Raw genomic sequence first — 15,678 nt, forward strand, 5'->3', positions numbered from 1 at the left:
CGCCGAGGTAAAGTCACAGTCTTACCTCGATTTAACTTGGCCTTAGGTCAGCCAGCCTCCAGAACATCATCATATTACGAGGGTCGTTCCACAAATGTCGCTTGCGCTGTCCACGCTGCTCTTCGAGTGGCGCAGATATATGGCCGCCGTTATGGCTCTGGCCCTGTCAGGTCTGCTTGTGCTGGCCATGACCGGTGTCTTCATCGGCATCGGCAAGGGCTTTACCGCCACTATCGAACGCTCCAGCGCCGATATCATCATCATGCAACCGGGTGCCAAGAGCCTGATCGGCGGGCCGTCCGGCGTGCCGCGCCGCTTTATTCCTCTGACCTATAACCACCCTGCTGTCGTCGAGGTCCAACCTCTGGACGGTGCTGGCGGAACCTTCCAGTCGATCAAGGAAGTTGATCCGACACGCAGTCAGGCGGATCGCGCCAAGCAAGGTGCCCCGCGTCAAAAATTCGTCCAGTCCAGCATCATCGACACCACACCGGGTTCGGTAACAATTCCCACCGACTATTCGCGCGAACTGGTCGATGCCCTGCGCCAACCTTATACGGTCGCTGTGGACGAGACGGCGCTGAAGACCCTCGGCGTCAAGCTGGGCGACAAGGCCCTTTATAATGGCCAGACCGTCACGATCGTCGGCGTAACCCGCGGCTATCCCAACATGATGCAACCGGGCGTGGTCATGTCGCGCGATACCTTGCGTATGGTCGGTCAGGCCGATACCGGACCGCGTGTTGGCCCGCTGATGATCAAGCTGCGCGATCCGTCGCAAGCCACAATTGTCGCCGCCCAGTTGAATGAAATGGGCAAGGGCCAATGGAAGGCCTGGACCCGTCAGGAACTGGCCGACGCCAATGCCGGCGCCATGTTCGAGGAAGGCATCCTCGTCATCATCATCGGCGGTTGCGTCGTGCTGGGTATCATCATCGGTGTAGCCATCACCTGGCAGACCCTGCGCGGTGCCATCATGGCCAATATCAAGGAGTTCGCCTCGCTGCGGGCTCTGGGCGTCGGCATGGGCTCGCTGCGCCGCATCGTCATGGAGCTGAGCTTCTGGGTGGGCTTGGTCGGCGTGGGGGCTGCAATCCTGCTGACATGGATCTTGTCCCTGCTGGCCCGTTCCAATGCGGTCATTATCGCCATGCCGCCCCTGCTGTTGATCGTCGTCGGTGGTGGCCTGATCGCCATCTCCATGCTGTCGGGCTTCCTCTCGATGGGCATCCTCAAAAAGAGCCAACCGGCGGACCTGCTGCGATGATCACAAAAGTTCATGGAAAACACGGCGACGCTGCCATCGAAGCCAAGGGCATTATCAAGCGCTTCAAGTCCGGTCGTGGCTATGTCGAGGTTCTGAAGAATGTCGACTTCGATGCCCGCCACGGCGACCTGACCATGGTTATGGGGCCGTCCGGTTCGGGTAAGTCCACCCTGATCGCCGCCCTGTCCGGCCTGTTGCGCCCCGATGAGGGCACCGTTGCGGCGCTGGATCAACCCAATCTGTGGAAGCTTTCGTCCGGCAAGATCGACAAGTTCCGCCTCGATCACTGCGGTTTCATCTTTCAGGGTTTCAACCTGTTCCCGTCGCTCAGCGCCCTGCAACAGGTCACGACGGTCCTTAAATATCAGGGCCTGACGCCCGATGCCGCCAAGGCCCGCGCCAAGCTGGCCCTTGAAGAAGTCGGCCTTGGCCATCGCCTGCACCAGCGACCGGCGGCATTGTCCGGCGGCGAGAAGCAGCGCGTCGCCATTGCCCGCGCCCTTGCCAAGGACCCGCAGATTCTCTTCGCGGACGAACCAACCTCGGCGCTGGATGGCGAGAACGGTCAGGTCGTTATCCGCCTACTGCGTCGTGCCGCAACCGAACATGGTGCCGCCGTCATCTGCGTGACCCACGACCCGCGCCTTGAAGCCTGGGCCGACCGCGTCATCCATATCGAGGACGGGGTCATCATTGATGACCAGCGTCGCTCCCCCGATCCCGAAGCCCTTCTAAACTCCGCCTTGGCCCCACACTGATCTTAATGTCTGGAACTCTTTGAAATGCCCGCCTTTCTGAAGAACAAATGGCTCTGGATCGGTCTGGTCCTCGTCGTACTGGCGCTCGCCGGATTTACGATGTTCAACGGTGCCAAGGCCAAGAAAGCCGAAGAAGCCAAACAGGCTGCGGTTAAGGTCGAAAGCCCCTATGCCGCCATCGCCAATGGCAAGATCGACGTTGAAGGCGGCATCATCCAGATCGCGGCCCGTCGAGGCGGTGTCGTGCGCGATGTGCTGGTGCAGGAAGGCGACATGGTCACCACCGGCCAGATTCTGGCCCGTCAGGAAGACGACGAGCCGCGCCTGCAACTGCAAACCGCCAATGCCGATCTGAACGCTGCCGAGAGCCAGCTTCGCCAGATTCAGGTGGATATCAGCGCCGCCGAACGTGAACTGGCCCGTATGCAGCAACTGGCCGCGACCAATTTCGTCGCCGCCCAGCGTCTCGACAAGGCCCGCGACGATGTTGCCTCGGCCCGCGCCCGTCTGGGCTCGCAGCAGGCAGCGGTCGAAACCGCCCGCGCCCGTCGCGATCAAGCCGCCTATAATGTCGAGATGACCGTCATCCGTGCACCCGCCGATGGCCGCATCGTGCGCCGCTATGCCAATCCGGGTGCCGGTGCCTCGACCCTGAACGTGTCGAACATGTTCGATCTGGAACCCAAGGCTCCGCGTATCGCGCGCGCCGAAATCGTCGAAGCCGACATCCCCAATGTGGCCGCTGGACAGCAGGTCGAGGTGACCCCGGAAAGTGACCCGTCCAAGGTCTATGTCGGCAAGGTTCTGCGCCGTGCCGCCGTGTTCGGTGCCCGTAAACTGGCCTCGGACGACCCGTCGCAACGCACCGACGAACGCGTCGTCGAGGTTGTCGTTGATGTCGGCGATGCTCCGCTGCTGATCGGCCAGCGCGTACTGGTCAAGTTCATGAAGCCCGGCGAGACCCCCGGTGCCAAGCGTGAACCCACGGTCGGTGTCCCCGCCAACCGCGCCATGCAAACACCGGCCCGCCGCTAAGGCCGCGCCACACAAAACAAAAGGCCCGCCAAACCGGCGGGCCTTTTTTTTGATCGTAATGTCGGTGCCTATTGGCCCGTGAACACGCCGGTGCGCTTTTCCAGTACAGCCGTCACGCCTTCGATGTGGTCCTCGGTCAAATGGGCCAGTGCCTGCATGGCGGCACTCATTTCCAGCATCTGGTCGAAATTGGTGTCGCGGCCCTGACGCAACAGCGTCTTGCCCATACGCACCGCCTGTACCGGCTGGGCGGCAATCTGGCGGGCCGTTATCATGGCCTCGTCCATCAGCGTATCATGCGCCACGACACGGTTGACCAGACCCCATTTGTCCGCCGTTTCCGCATCGATCGAGCGGGCTGTGAACAGCATTTCCGCCGCGCGGTTATAGCCAATATTGCGCGGCAACAGCCACGATCCGCCATCGCCCGGAATAATGCCCAGCTTCATAAACGGAATGCCGAAACTGGCCCGTTCCGAAGCGATACGGATATCGCCAAGGCCCGCAATATCGCATCCCAGACCCATGGCCGGACCGTTCACAGCCGTAATCAGCGGCACGTCCAGCCCGTACAGCGCCCGCACAATGCGATGGACAATCCGGCGATAGCGCTCGCGGATCGCCGCCCCCGAGCCTTCAAACAGATCGCGGCGTTCCTGCATGGCCCGCAGATCGCCACCGGCCGAAAAGGCCCGCCCTTCGCCCGTCAGCACCACACAGGAGACGCTCGGATCGGCATTGGCGCGCTCGCACGCATTGGCCACCTCGTCCCCGTCGGTCATGTCCGGCAGCGCATTCAGGCGCTCTGGTCGGCTAAGGGTCCAGATCAGGACAGAACCTTCACGCGTCTCGGTAATCAGGGCCATGGGAGCTCCGGTTTGCAGCGATCACTGCGCCCTGTTTCAACCACCGCCCGCGCAAGGGCAAGAAAAAGTGCCTTAAAATACAAAAACCCCGGCCTTTCTGACCGGGGTTCGATATTTAAACTTCAACAGGTCTCGCGACTACGCGCGCGCCTTATTGAGTTTGATCGGTACAAAGTTGGATGGATGGCTGATCGCACGATCACCTGCGCCATTCACATTCTTTGTGTTTACCAGCATGCCGCCAAAAAGGGCGAAGGACATCATGGCGTGCTGCAACTTACGGTTCTTGTCGTTCATAGCGTTTCCTTTCAGTTGAACGAGAAAGAAAACACGCTTGCTTTTTGGGACTCTCACCCTGTGAAGTCAGTTCGTGTAATGCGTCCTATATAGACTAAAGGTTGAGAAAGTCAATAATTATGCTCAGAGATCGGAATATCTGTCGCACCTCTGTCATAAAAGCAGTTCAGAATGACAAAGAGCATGACTGACCAACGCCCTGCGCCGCCGCGCCCGATTGCCAATCCCCCGATAACCAGCCCCTGTATTATGGTCTGCACGGTGGATGGCGCATCCGGCCTGTGCCTGGGCTGCTACCGGACCTTGGGTGAAATCGCCGAATGGAGCCGGATGGGCGAACAGCGCCGCCAGCAACTGATGCTGGAACTGCCCTCCCGCATCGAACGCATCGATCCGAAACTGCGCTAAGAACAAGGTTCCCGCGTAAACCTTTTGTTCGCCACGTCGGTTCACACCATAAGAACCCGCCGGTGGCAGGATCACCCCATGATCCGCTTCGATACGCGCTCAATATCAATCTTTATCGCCGCAGTGGCCACGTCGGTGGCCTGCGTCGGTGCCTTGCATCTGGCCTATAGCGCCGAGCCGCAAAGCCCCGTCGCCTTGCGCGCGTCCTCGCTGACACCGATAGCAGCGCCTGCCGTGCTGCGCGCCGCCGACGGCCATTATTGGGCCGATGCCGCCATCGAGGGCCAGTCCATGAGGATGCTGGTTGATACCGGTGCCAGCCTCGTAACCCTCAGCCGCCGCGATGCCCGCAAGCTGGGCGTCATCCCGCACGACAGCGACTTCTCGCAGACCCTTGCCACAGCCGCAGGTCCCGTCAGGGCCGCGCCCGTGGTGCTGCGCGATATCGCCATTGCCGGTGTGCAGATGAAAAATGTCGAGGCCGTCATCGTGGACCGCGACCTGCCCGCACCCCTGCTGGGTATGAGCTTCCTTGGCCGCCTGTCTGCCTTCGAGGCCCGCCCCGACGGAATCGTCCTGAAGGGCTAAACGCCTCGGCGTGGCCCGAACGGCACCACCTTGTTATTGCGGTCATGACCGATATCGGCCTCGCCCAGATAGGCAATGCCCGAACGCTCGCACCAGTAGCGGGCGATTTCCACCGCCGTCATACCGAAGTCGGGATCATTCTCGGTGACGTCCGACACGCGCCCCATGCGAATACCCACGCATTTGCGGATCGAGGCCTGCCCCGTCAGGTGGAACATCATCCTGTCCACACGATAAAGCGCCTCGGAAACCTCTTCCAGCATGATGACATGGCCTGACAGGTCCGGCTCGACCGCCGTGCCCACCAACTCATTCAGAATGGTCAGATTAAACGCCACAGCAGGGCGCGGATCACTCGCCAGATTGCCTTCCAGCGAAGACGCATCTCCGGTTCGTAGCCAGTTCACCGCCCGCAAGCCCGTTTCGTCATTGCGCGAGCCGTCCGCCGCCATTGGCCCGTGCGCCACCTGACCAATGCCCGCCTTGTACAAGGCCGCCAGCAGGGTTCCGGCATCCGAATAGCCCATATAGCGCTTGGCGCGGGCATGTTCGTTCAGTTGCGGGATCACCGCCTCGGCAATCCGGCATGCGCCATAGCCCCCGCGCGCAAACCAGACAGCATCGAGATCGGGATCATTGGCACAGTCCACAAAAGCCGCCGCCCGTGTGGCGTCATCACCGCCAAAATGGCCATGCACCTCATAGAGCGACGGATGCATCACCAGTTCCACCTCGCCCGCAGGCCATAGACGCGCCGCCCAGTCCGCAATCGCCTGACCCCGCAGTGGATCAAGTCGCGAGCTGGCATTGACCACACCGATACGGAAAGCTTTGGTCGTCATGGTCTGTCGGATCTCGTCAACGGGAATGGTGTTCTGGGGTGGCGCAAAGCGTCTTGCGTGCTAGTCAGGCACCGGACAACTCCCGACCTCCTGCGTCAAGATCAGGCCCATGATTAAAGACTACTATTTCTGTGGCATCGGTGGATCCGGCATGATGCCGCTGGCCCTGATCGTACAATCGCAAGGCCATCGCATCGCCGGTTCGGACCGCTCGCTGGATCAGGGACGCACGCCCGAAAAGTTCGACTGGCTCCGCGAGCATGGCGTGGCCCTGTTCGCGCAGGACGGCTCGGGCGTGACCTCGCCGGAACAGATCGTGGTTGCCTCCGGCGCTATCGAGGACACGGTGCCCGATATCGCCGCCGCCAAGGCCGTGGGTGCCACCATCATCACCCGCCCGCAAATGCTGAGCCAGTTGTTCAATGCCGCCCCGACCTCGATCGGCGTGGCGGGCACCAGCGGCAAGTCCACCATTACCGGCATGATTGCCTGGATCTTGCACCAACTTGATCGCCAGCCGACCGTCGTAAACGGCGCGGTGATGAAGAATTTCGCCACCGAGGACCATCCCTTTGCCTCGGCCCTCGTCGGCAACCCCGATGTATTCGCCGCCGAGGTCGATGAGTCCGACGGCTCTATTGCCCGCTATGACGCCACGGTCGCTGTCGTCTCCAACATCTCGCTCGACCACAAGTCGATGGAGGAGTTGCGCGACCTGTTCGGCGGGTTTGTGGGTCGCGCCAAGGCCGCCGTACTGAATCTCGACAATGACGAAAGCGCCGCCTTGGCCGCGCGTCTGTCCGGCAAGCCGGTCCTGACCTTCTCGCTGCACAATCCCGCCGCCGATCTTCATGCCTGCAACATCGAGCCACTGGCCGATGGCATCCGCTTCGACATGGTCGATCAGGGCCATACCCACACAGTACGCCTCAAGGTTCCGGGCGCTCACAACATCGCCAATGCGCTGGCCGCCATCGCCGCCGTCAAGGCGCTGGGGCTAGATGTGGCCGCTGCCGCCAAGGCGCTGGAAAGCTTCGAGGGCATCCGTCGTCGTCTGGAAACCGTCGGCACCAAGAACAGCATCACCGTCATCGACGATTTTGCCCATAACCCCGACAAAATCTCGGCCACGCTGAACACACTGCACAGCTATGCAGGCCGTCTGGTCATCATGTTCCAGCCGCACGGCTTTGGCCCGCTGAAGCTAATGAAGGCCGAGTTCATCGACACCTTTGCCTCGCTGATGAAGGACGGTGACGTCCTTCTGATGCCGCAGCCCGTCTATTATGGCGGCACCACCGACCGCAGCGTTACCTCCGAAGACATTGCAGAAGGCGTGCGCCAGCGCGGTCAGGCCGCCGAGGCACTGGAAACCCGCGAGGACTGCGGCAACCGCATTCTTGAACTGGCCCGCAGCGGTGACCGGATTCTGGTCATGGGTGCCCGCGACGACACCTTGTCTGTTTTTGCGCGCGATATTCTGGACCGGATTTAAGGTTTTCCACCCACATCAGCGAACACAGTGACGCTGGCGCTCTTTTGGTATTGCAAATCGTTCGCAGTATGTGGCACAGCCACTGCGTGAACAAAGTTGCCTCCCCGTCCGAGACTGCCGAAGCCCGCCCTGCGGCGGCCATGAACGCGCGTCGCTCGTTCTGGCTGAAACAGCTTCATACATGGCACTGGATTTCAGCGGCCATCAGCCTTGTGGGCATGATGCTGTTTGCCATTACCGGCATTACGCTGAACCACGCCGCCAGCATTCCCTCGACCCCGGTGGTCAAGGAAACCCTGGCGCAGATCCCGACCCCGCTGGTTCGGCGGCTCGCAGAGTTTCCCGACGAAACCACCGATCCGGTGCCAGACTATATGGTCCGCTGGGCCTCCGAGATCCTGAGCGTCAACATCGCCGACAAGCCGACCGAAACCACGGCGGAAGAAATCTATGTCGCCCTGCCCATGCCGGGTGGCGATGCATGGATGACAATGGACCGCACCTCGGGTGAAGTCGTCTATGAAAAGACCACGCGCGGCGCGATCTCCTATCTGAACGACCTGCACAAGGGCCGTAACAGCGGCACGGTGTGGTTCTGGTTCATCGATGTGTTCGCTGTGGCCTGCGTGATCTTCACCCTGACCGGCCTTGCCCTTGTCTGGCTGCATGCCCGCAGCCGCCCGTCCTCATGGCCTCTGGTGGGTCTGGGACTGCTTATTCCTGTCGTTATCGCCCTTATCTTTATCCACTGACGAGCATCCTCCTATGCGTAAGCTTCCTCTCGTCCTGACCACCGCCGCTATGACGGCTGCTGCCGCTCCGGCACTGGCCGCCGACCTGTCGGTGACTGTGGACGTTCCGCGCCTGAACACGGCCTCCTACCACCGCCCCTATGTGGCTGTGTGGATCGAGAACCCCGACCAGTCCCTGAACCGCAGCCTCGCCGTCTGGTACCAACAGACCCGTAATGCCGAGGGCGATGGCAAGGACTGGCTGAAGGACATGCGCACCTGGTGGCGCAAGGGCGGTCGCGCCATGCAGCTTCCGGCCGACGGTGTTTCCGGCCCGACCAAGGCTCCGGGTCGCCATACGGTCACTGTGCCTGCCGCACGCCTGCGTAATCTGGCCGCCGGCAACTATGTGATTGCGGTCGAGGCCGCGCGTGAACTGGGTGGTCGCGAGATCGTCCGCGTTCCCTTCCGCTGGGGCGGCCCGAACACGGCCAATGGCTCCGGCTCTTCCGAACTCGGCGCTGTGCGCGTCAACGTCACCCGCTAAGGATCAGTTTCATGAAAAAGACCCTCGCCTTTCTGGCCCTGACGGCCGCTCTGGCCGCCCCGATGGCCGCGCAGGCCCACCGTGCATGGATGGCCCCGAGCGCCACCGTCCTGTCGGGCAATGATGCATGGGTCGGCTTTGATGCCGGCATGTCCAACATCGTCTTCCATGCCGACCATGCCGCCATGCGCCTGTCGGGCCTCGAAATCACCGCGCCGGACGGCACCAAGCTGCAAGCGCAGAACAGCGCCCAAGGCCGCTACCGCTCCATGTTCGATGTCGAACTGAAGCAGGAAGGCACCTACCGCATCGCCAATGTCTCGCAGGGCTTCATGGCCATGTACGAACAGGGCGGCGAGCGTAAGCGCTTCCGTGGCACCGAGGCCGAGTTCGCCACCGCCATTCCCGCTGACGCCACCAATGTCGTGCCGACCCGTACCGCCTCGCGCACCGAAACCTTTGTGACGCTGGGCAACCCGAATGATACGGCGCTGGCTCCGACCAACCAGGGTCTGGAACTGATCCCCGTCACCCACCCGAACGATGCGGCCGAAGGTGAAACCTCGACCTTCAAACTGCTGCTGAACGGTCAACCGGCTACCGATGTGGACGTGACCATCGCCCGCGAAGGCATCCGCTATCGCAGCAACCCTGAAGAAGTCACCGTCAAGACCGCTGCTGACGGTACCTTCTCGGTCGCATGGTCGGGTGCCGGTCTGCACTGGATCGGCGCTTCGGTCCGCTCGGAGGGTGCCAATGGCCAGCCGGGCACCAATGCCTCCTATAACGGCACGATCGAAGTCCTGCCGTAAGTATGAAACGCTCCAGTTCCGCCCCCTCGCCCGTCATTATCGGCGATCCAGTCGCCAATGATTTCGGCGAGAACCGCGTGTTGATCCCACCGGTAGAGGGCGGACCTGAACGCCCGCCCAGCGACATGGTCTGGTCGCTGGACGGGCTGAGCATGGGGACGAGCTGGCAGGTGCGCTTTGTGCCACCGCCAGCCTCGGACCTTCAAACCTTCCGCGCGGCCATCGAGGCCGAACTGGACACGGTGATTGCCCTGTTCAGTCCGTGGGTAGACCACAGCGAAATCTCGCGCTTCAATAATGCCGATACCGGCTTTGTGCCGCTGTCCGAACAATTCTGGTCGCTTCTGACCGCCTCGCTCGACCTCGCCGACGATGTGAACGGCGCCGTCGATCCGACACTGGGTGCCCTTGTCGATCTGTGGGGCTTTGGCCCGCAGGGTCCGCGCCCGTCGCTCCTCCCCGTCCCGTCCGAAACCGATATTGCCGAGGCCCTGAAGGTCAGTGGCTGGAACCGTCTGCGTCTAAACCGCGACGAACGCTCGGCGCTGCAAGCGGGCAATATGAAGCTAGACTTTTCCGGCATCGCCAAGGGCCATGCTGTCGACAGGATTTCCGACCTCCTGACCCGTCTCGGGGCCACCTCGCATCTGGTCGAGATCGGTGGCGAGCTGAAAGGGCGCGGCGTCAAACCCGATGCCCAGCCGTGGTGGGTCGAGATCGAAACTGTCGAGAACAGCCCCGCCCCGCGCACCGTCTGCGCCCTTTATGATCTGGCCGTGGCCACATCCGGCGACTGGCGCAAAACCTTCAGCCATAACGGCCAAAACTACAGCCACACGATCGACGGCTCTACCGGCTATCCGGTCAATAACGGCGTGGCACAGGTCACCGTATTCGAGGCTTCGGCCATGTGCGCCGATGCTCTGGCGACGGCGTTGACCGTTCTTGGCCCCTATGACGGCCTTGATTTGGCCCGCGCCATGAACCTGTGCGCCCATTTCCTGATCCGCACCGCTGACGGCCTTCGCGAAGCCTATACCCCGGCCTATGCCGCCATGATGGACGACGAAGCGACCGCTTCGCCCGACCAATAAGACCTTTGTTTGTGACCGCATGACTGTGACTTCCGATCTTAGCAACTGGATGTGGGCCGGTGGCCTGACCGCCCTGTGGCTGGCCCATGCAGGCTGGGCCTTTGCCAAGTCCCGCAAGCTGGCTCGCACCAAGAAGGCCCGCTCCGAAGAACTGAAATCCGGTGCGGCCCACACCGTGCTGGTGGCCTATGGCAGCCAGACGGGTCTGGCCTCGGAACTGGCAGAAAAGACCGCCTCGGCCCTGACCGATGCCGGTGTGGCGGCGCGCGTCATCGCGCTTAGCGAACTGGACGCCGATACCCTGTCGGTTGCCCGCCGCATCCTGTTCATCGCCTCGACGACGGGTGAAGGCGATGCACCGGACAATGCTTCGGGCTTCCTGCGTCGCCACATGGGTCAGCCCATGGCCCTGTCGCATCTGTCCTATGCCGTGCTGGCACTGGGTGACAGCAGCTATGAGCATTATTGCGCCTTTGGCCGCGCGCTGGACCACTGGCTGGCCGCCAGCAAGGCCAGCCCCATCTTCGAGCGCATCGAGGTCGATAATGGCCGCATCGAGGACATCCACCACTGGCAGCACCACCTGTCGGCCCTGACCGGCTCGACCACCGATCATGACTGGGCACCGCCCGCCTATGATCCGTGGATACTGGCCGAGCGCACCTTGATGAACCTCGGCAGCCCCGGCGGCGAGGCATGGCACTTACGCTTTACGCCCAAGGGCCATATTCCGACCTGGCAGGCCGGAGACATTGCCGAGATGGTGATTCCGGTGGCAGGTGACGCCCCCGATCTGCTGCGCGAATATTCCATTGCCAGCCTGCCACAGGATGGCAGTCTGGAACTGTGCGTGCGTCTGGCCACCCTGCCTGACGGTGGCTTTGGGGCCGGTTCCGGCTGGATGATCCAAACCCTGAAAATGGGCGGAGAGGTGGAAATGCGGGTCCGCAGCAACCCCGCCTTCCGTCCGGTCCCACCGCAATCCACCGCGATCCTGATCGGCAACGGCACCGGCATTGCTGGCCTGCGCGCGCATCTGAAAACCCGTACCGGACAGGCCCCCACATGGCTGCTGTACGGCGAGCGTACCCAAGCCCACGATGCCCTGTTCGATGCCGAACTACAGCAGATGCTGGCCGACAAGCACCTGACCCGACTGGACCGCGCATGGTCGCGTGACGAAGGCGATGGCCGCTACGTCCAGCATCTGGTGTCGGAAAATGCCCGCGAGATCGTCCGCATGGTCGAAGAAGGGGCCACGATCTTTGTCTGCGGCAGTCTGGAAGGCATGTCGCAGGGCGTCCACGCAGCCCTCGAAGTGGCGCTGGGCGAGGACATACTGAATGGCCTAACCGACAGCGGCCATTACCGCCGCGACGTCTATTAAGGCCTTAGACCTCGGACCAGCGCCGAAGCAGATTGTGATAAACGCCCGTTAGCTCGATCACAGCCTGATCTTTCGGACCACGTTCGATGTTCAGACGCTGGATAGCCACATCCATGCGGAACAGGCTCTCGCGGTCGGCATCGTCGCGGATCAGGCTTTGCAACCACATAAAGCTTGATACCCGCGCGCCGCGCGTCACGGGCGTGACACGGTGCAGGCTTTTTGACGGGTAAAGCACCATGTCACCGGCGGGCAGTTTGACGCTCTGCTCGCCATACATCTCTTCGATCACCAGTTCGCCGCCGTCATAATCATCCGGCTCGCTCAGAAACAGGGTGGCCGACAGGTCGCTGCGGATACGCATATTGCCGCGCTGGCGAATGGCATTATCGACATGCAGACCAAAGGTGTCCCCGCCCTCGTAACGGTTGAACAGCGGCGGAAAGAGGGTGTGCGGCAAGGCCGCCGACATGAACATCGGGTGGGCATAGAGCGCCTGTGTCACCAGTGCCGACATCTCTTTTGCCTCGGCGCAGTCTTCGGGCAGTTGCCGGTTCTGCTTGGCCGTCGCCGACTGGTGGCCAGAGGTCATATTGCCATCCGCCCACGGCCCCGCATCCAGCACCGAGCGCAAACGCGCCACTTCGTCCTTGGTGAAGACAGCAGGAATGTGCAGCAGCATGTCGGATCAATCCTTGGAAAGATGCAAATGACCCTGCCACCGCAAGGGTGACAGGGCCATAAGTTTCGGGTTTCAAGCCCGCGATCAGTAACGCAGGTTCAGTGTCAGCAGAGCCTGACGGCCCGGTGCCACATCGGCGTGGTGCACGCCGTTGGTGCGCATGATGTAACGCTCGTCGCCGACATTCTTGACGTTCAGCGTCACAGACGCCTTCTCGTTGATGTCATAGGTGCCCATCAGGTCCACACGGGTATATTCCGGCGCATAAACACGGTTGGCACCACCACCGGCACCGCCCTGATTACCGCCCCACGACTTGGACACATAATAGACGCCGCCGCCGACAGTCAGCTTGGGCAGCAGGCGATAGGTGGTGAACAGGCTGGCCGAATGTTCCGGCGTATTGGCAAGGGATTCGCCAACCACAGTGCTGTTATAGGCTCCCTTGGTCAGTTCCGAATCCATCCAAGTATAACCGCCGAACACCTGCCACTTGTCGGTGATGTTACCGGCTGCCGACAGTTCGATACCCTTCACCTCGACTTCGCCCGCCTGCTCATAGACGTTCGGGGCCGTCAGAATCTGGGCATTCTCGCGGGTCAGCTGGAAGGCGGCAATGCCCAGAGACAGCTTCTGGTCGAACAGGTTGGCCTTGGCCCCGATTTCGAAGCTCTCGGTTTCTTCGGGGTCCAGCAGACGGTCGGACAGATTGCCCGTACCAATGCCGCCACCCGTATTCTGGTCACCTGCCGAAATGGTCGGCGGGGTCGAAGACGTGGACCACGAAGCATAGATGCTGGAGTTCTGCGTCGGCTTGTAAACAAGACCGGCCTGATAGTTGGTGAAGCTCCAGTCACCCTGGCGCGGCGTATAGACCGGCGCATCCAGTGACCCCGAAGCATCGACACCCTCGACCGAATAATCGTCATAGCGGATGCCCAGATTCAGGATCAGCTTGTCGGTCAGATGGATCGCATCAAACGCATAAAGGGCCACGGTGTCCGTGGTATTGCGGCTGACCGGACCGCGCGTGATCGTGCCGGACCAGCTATCCGAAGTGTTCGGATTATACAGCGGCGTGCAGTCCATACCCGTCAACGGCGCAGGGCAGGCCGCACCCGAGGTCGTGACCACCGTATAGGAGGCGTTGCGGTTCTTTTCGCGCGACAGTTCCACACCGGCATTGAAGTTGTGACGGATCGAACCGGTGTCAAAGCTGCCGGTCAGGTCGGTCACATTGGCAATCGTCTCGGCCGGATTCCAGCGCGACTTGGTGCCGCGCTTCATCCACCAGACGCCGTCCACATTGGCCACGCCACCATTGGTGACATTGCCGCCGTCGCCGGGATTGGTGACGACATAGTCGTTCAGGGTTTGCGAATAGCGGCTGACATTGCGGATACGCAGCGTGTCGCTGAAATCGTGGGTAAAGATGGCCGAGAAGGTATCGACCGTATTCTCCAGATAGTCGCGGTCCTTCAGGCCATAGAAGGCGTCGCGCGGCACCTCCAGAATACCGCTTTCATCATCGCGTACATTGGTCTTGGTGAACAACGGCAGACCATAGTCCGGCATCTGGTTGGACGTCAGATGGTAGTAGCTGGCCGTAAAGGTGGTGTCGGTGCCAAGGCCCGCCGCGAAGGCTGCGGCCACGCCCCACTTGTCATAATCGACCGTATCACGGCCCGGCACGTCGCCTTGGGCACCCATGATGTTCAGACGCAGGGCCGTATTCTCGCCGACGCGATAATTGCCGTCCACCGTACCGCGCAGATAACCGTCGGTGCCCGCACCGATCGAGGCGTGGGTGAAGTCGGTCAGGCGCGGTTGCTTGGTGGCCAGATTGATGCTGCCACCGCCCGAGCCACGGCCCGCATAGACCGCATCGGGACCCTTCACGACTTCTACCTGTTCAAGATTGAACAGTTCGCGCTGCTGGCCGCCCGAATCGCGCAGTCCGTCGACAAAGATGTTGTTGCCCGAGGCCTGACCACGGATGACCGGACGGTCGGCCAGCGGCTGGCCACCTTCGCCTGCGCCCAGCGTGATGCCCGGCGAGTTGGCCAGAATATCCTGCAGCGACATGGCTGCCGTCTGTTCGATCACCTGTTGCGGGATCACGGTCACAGCGCGCGGCGTATCCACCAGCGGCGCAACGAACTTGTTACCCGACGGCTCGCGACGGGTCTTGTGGCCGTTAACATCGATGGTTCCGAGATTAGTGCTGTCCTGCGCTTCGGGCAGGGGCGCGATGTCTTCGGCCATGACTGGTGCTGCGGCCAGCACACCGGCGGCTCCGCCAGCCAGGAAAAGCGCCTTCAGTGCCAAGGCTCGGGTATCGGACATCGGGTTCAGCCCTTGATGTAAAAATGAGAAGCGCTTGCATATAGGCTGCGTCAGACTGTCGCAAGTCGAATGATAACCGTTCTCATTATCACGCTTAAAAGGTGTGCAAATTTGTCGCACCCGATCCGTTCTGCCCCCTTGACCGTTCCACTGTTACAGCATAGTGGAACGGTCATGACGACACAGCCCGCACGCCCTGCCTCGACACCCGCCCCAAAGGACACCGCCCGCGCGGCCCTTCTGGAGGCCCTGCTGTCCATGCAGTCGCCCGAGGAAATGGAGGCCTTTCTGGCCGACCTTTGCACACCGGCGGAACTACGGGCCTTTACCGAGCGCTGGCAGGTGGCACGCCTGCTGGACGGGGGCGGCAAGTCCTATCGCGAGATTGCCGCCGAAGCCGAGGCCAGCCCCACCACTGTCGTCCGCGTGGCCCGCTACCTGAAGGACATGCCGCATCAAGGCTATCGCATTGCCCTTGATCGCCTTTCGTCCGCTGACTGAATTCTACCCGAAAGAGTAACCC

Annotated in this window: 17 protein-coding genes; 12 read left to right on the forward strand and 5 right to left on the reverse strand. The window is 61.7% G+C overall.

The features are described from left to right. Positions 1-94: 94 nt before the first annotated feature. The 3 genes from FHS64_RS01380 to FHS64_RS01390 are packed head-to-tail and all read left to right on the forward strand — an operon-like array spanning position 95 to position 3,060. Positions 95-1,267, forward strand: coding sequence for an ABC transporter permease (locus FHS64_RS01380; protein ID WP_167174578.1), 1,173 nt, complete (start codon positions 95-97; stop codon positions 1,265-1,267). Further along, positions 1,264-2,025 (forward strand): ABC transporter ATP-binding protein, encoded by a 762-nt coding sequence (locus FHS64_RS01385; RefSeq protein WP_167174581.1) that lies wholly within the window; start codon positions 1,264-1,266, stop codon positions 2,023-2,025. The genes FHS64_RS01380 and FHS64_RS01385 overlap by 4 nt, the downstream gene beginning before the upstream one ends. A 24-nt stretch (positions 2,026-2,049) precedes the next feature. Next, the gene (locus FHS64_RS01390) at positions 2,050-3,060 is read left to right on the forward strand and encodes an HlyD family secretion protein (protein WP_167174584.1); all 1,011 of its coding nucleotides are present in this window, start codon (positions 2,050-2,052) and stop codon (positions 3,058-3,060) included. A 68-nt stretch (positions 3,061-3,128) separates the two neighbouring features. Here the strand turns inward: FHS64_RS01390 and FHS64_RS01395 are convergent, their stop codons facing one another. Together FHS64_RS01395 and FHS64_RS01400 are read right to left on the reverse strand one after the other, a co-directional pair. After that, positions 3,129-3,926: a crotonase/enoyl-CoA hydratase family protein gene (locus FHS64_RS01395; protein ID WP_167174587.1), complete on the reverse strand. Its 798-nt coding sequence runs from the start codon at positions 3,924-3,926 to the stop codon at positions 3,129-3,131. Between the two features lie 138 nt (positions 3,927-4,064). Beyond that, positions 4,065-4,223 (reverse strand): hypothetical protein, encoded by a 159-nt coding sequence (locus tag FHS64_RS01400; RefSeq protein ID WP_167174590.1) that lies wholly within the window; start codon positions 4,221-4,223, stop codon positions 4,065-4,067. A gap of 183 nt (positions 4,224-4,406) precedes the next feature. Here FHS64_RS01400 and FHS64_RS01405 point away from each other — a divergent pair, with 183 nt between their 5' ends. After that, positions 4,407-4,631 carry a DUF1289 domain-containing protein gene (locus FHS64_RS01405; protein ID WP_243862662.1) on the forward strand — a complete coding sequence of 75 codons (225 nt, stop codon included), beginning with the start codon at positions 4,407-4,409 and terminating at the stop codon, positions 4,629-4,631. A 78-nt stretch (positions 4,632-4,709) separates the two neighbouring features. Next, positions 4,710-5,219: a retropepsin-like aspartic protease family protein gene (locus FHS64_RS01410; protein ID WP_167174593.1), complete on the forward strand. Its 510-nt coding sequence runs from the start codon at positions 4,710-4,712 to the stop codon at positions 5,217-5,219. Here FHS64_RS01410 and FHS64_RS01415 read toward each other — a convergent pair. Further along, positions 5,216-6,061 carry an LD-carboxypeptidase gene (locus tag FHS64_RS01415; RefSeq protein ID WP_167174596.1) on the reverse strand — a complete coding sequence of 282 codons (846 nt, stop codon included), beginning with the start codon at positions 6,059-6,061 and terminating at the stop codon, positions 5,216-5,218. The two genes, FHS64_RS01410 and FHS64_RS01415, sit on opposite strands and share 4 nt — an antisense overlap. Positions 6,062-6,170: 109 nt before the next feature. Between FHS64_RS01415 and FHS64_RS01420 the strand changes: the two genes are divergently transcribed. The 6 genes from FHS64_RS01420 (at position 6,171) to FHS64_RS01445 (ending at position 12,127) form a co-directional block, all read left to right on the forward strand. Continuing rightward, positions 6,171-7,556 carry a Mur ligase family protein gene (locus tag FHS64_RS01420; RefSeq protein WP_167174599.1) on the forward strand — a complete coding sequence of 462 codons (1,386 nt, stop codon included), beginning with the start codon at positions 6,171-6,173 and terminating at the stop codon, positions 7,554-7,556. A 140-nt stretch (positions 7,557-7,696) separates the two neighbouring features. Continuing rightward, positions 7,697-8,308 (forward strand): PepSY-associated TM helix domain-containing protein, encoded by a 612-nt coding sequence (locus tag FHS64_RS01425; protein ID WP_243862756.1) that lies wholly within the window; start codon positions 7,697-7,699, stop codon positions 8,306-8,308. 13 nt (positions 8,309-8,321) lie between these two features. Next, complete coding sequence (locus FHS64_RS01430; protein ID WP_167174602.1) at positions 8,322-8,834, forward strand: DUF2271 domain-containing protein; 513 nt, start codon at positions 8,322-8,324, stop codon at positions 8,832-8,834. An 11-nt stretch (positions 8,835-8,845) separates the two neighbouring features. Further along, complete coding sequence (locus tag FHS64_RS01435; protein ID WP_167174605.1) at positions 8,846-9,646, forward strand: DUF4198 domain-containing protein; 801 nt, start codon at positions 8,846-8,848, stop codon at positions 9,644-9,646. A gap of 2 nt (positions 9,647-9,648) precedes the next feature. Further along, positions 9,649-10,740, forward strand: coding sequence for an FAD:protein FMN transferase (locus FHS64_RS01440; protein ID WP_167174608.1), 1,092 nt, complete (start codon positions 9,649-9,651; stop codon positions 10,738-10,740). 19 nt (positions 10,741-10,759) lie between these two features. Next, entirely contained in the window at positions 10,760-12,127 is a 1,368-nt protein-coding gene (locus FHS64_RS01445; RefSeq protein WP_208380513.1) for a sulfite reductase subunit alpha, read from the forward strand. 4 nt (positions 12,128-12,131) lie between these two features. Here the strand turns inward: FHS64_RS01445 and FHS64_RS01450 are convergent, their stop codons facing one another. Both FHS64_RS01450 and FHS64_RS01455 read right to left on the reverse strand, forming a co-directional pair. Then, on the reverse strand, positions 12,132-12,809 hold the full coding sequence (locus FHS64_RS01450; protein ID WP_167174611.1) for a Fe2+-dependent dioxygenase: 678 nt from the start codon (positions 12,807-12,809) through the stop codon (positions 12,132-12,134). 84 nt (positions 12,810-12,893) lie between these two features. Further along, the gene (locus tag FHS64_RS01455) at positions 12,894-15,155 is read right to left on the reverse strand and encodes a TonB-dependent receptor (protein WP_167174614.1); all 2,262 of its coding nucleotides are present in this window, start codon (positions 15,153-15,155) and stop codon (positions 12,894-12,896) included. Between the two features lie 174 nt (positions 15,156-15,329). Between FHS64_RS01455 and FHS64_RS01460 the strand changes: the two genes are divergently transcribed. Beyond that, on the forward strand, positions 15,330-15,656 hold the full coding sequence (locus tag FHS64_RS01460) for a YerC/YecD family TrpR-related protein (RefSeq protein WP_167174617.1): 327 nt from the start codon (positions 15,330-15,332) through the stop codon (positions 15,654-15,656). The last annotated feature ends 22 nt before the right edge of the window (positions 15,657-15,678 follow it).

Source organism: Brevundimonas terrae (genome assembly GCF_011761985.1).
Classification (GTDB): Bacteria; Pseudomonadota; Alphaproteobacteria; order Caulobacterales; family Caulobacteraceae; genus Brevundimonas; species Brevundimonas terrae.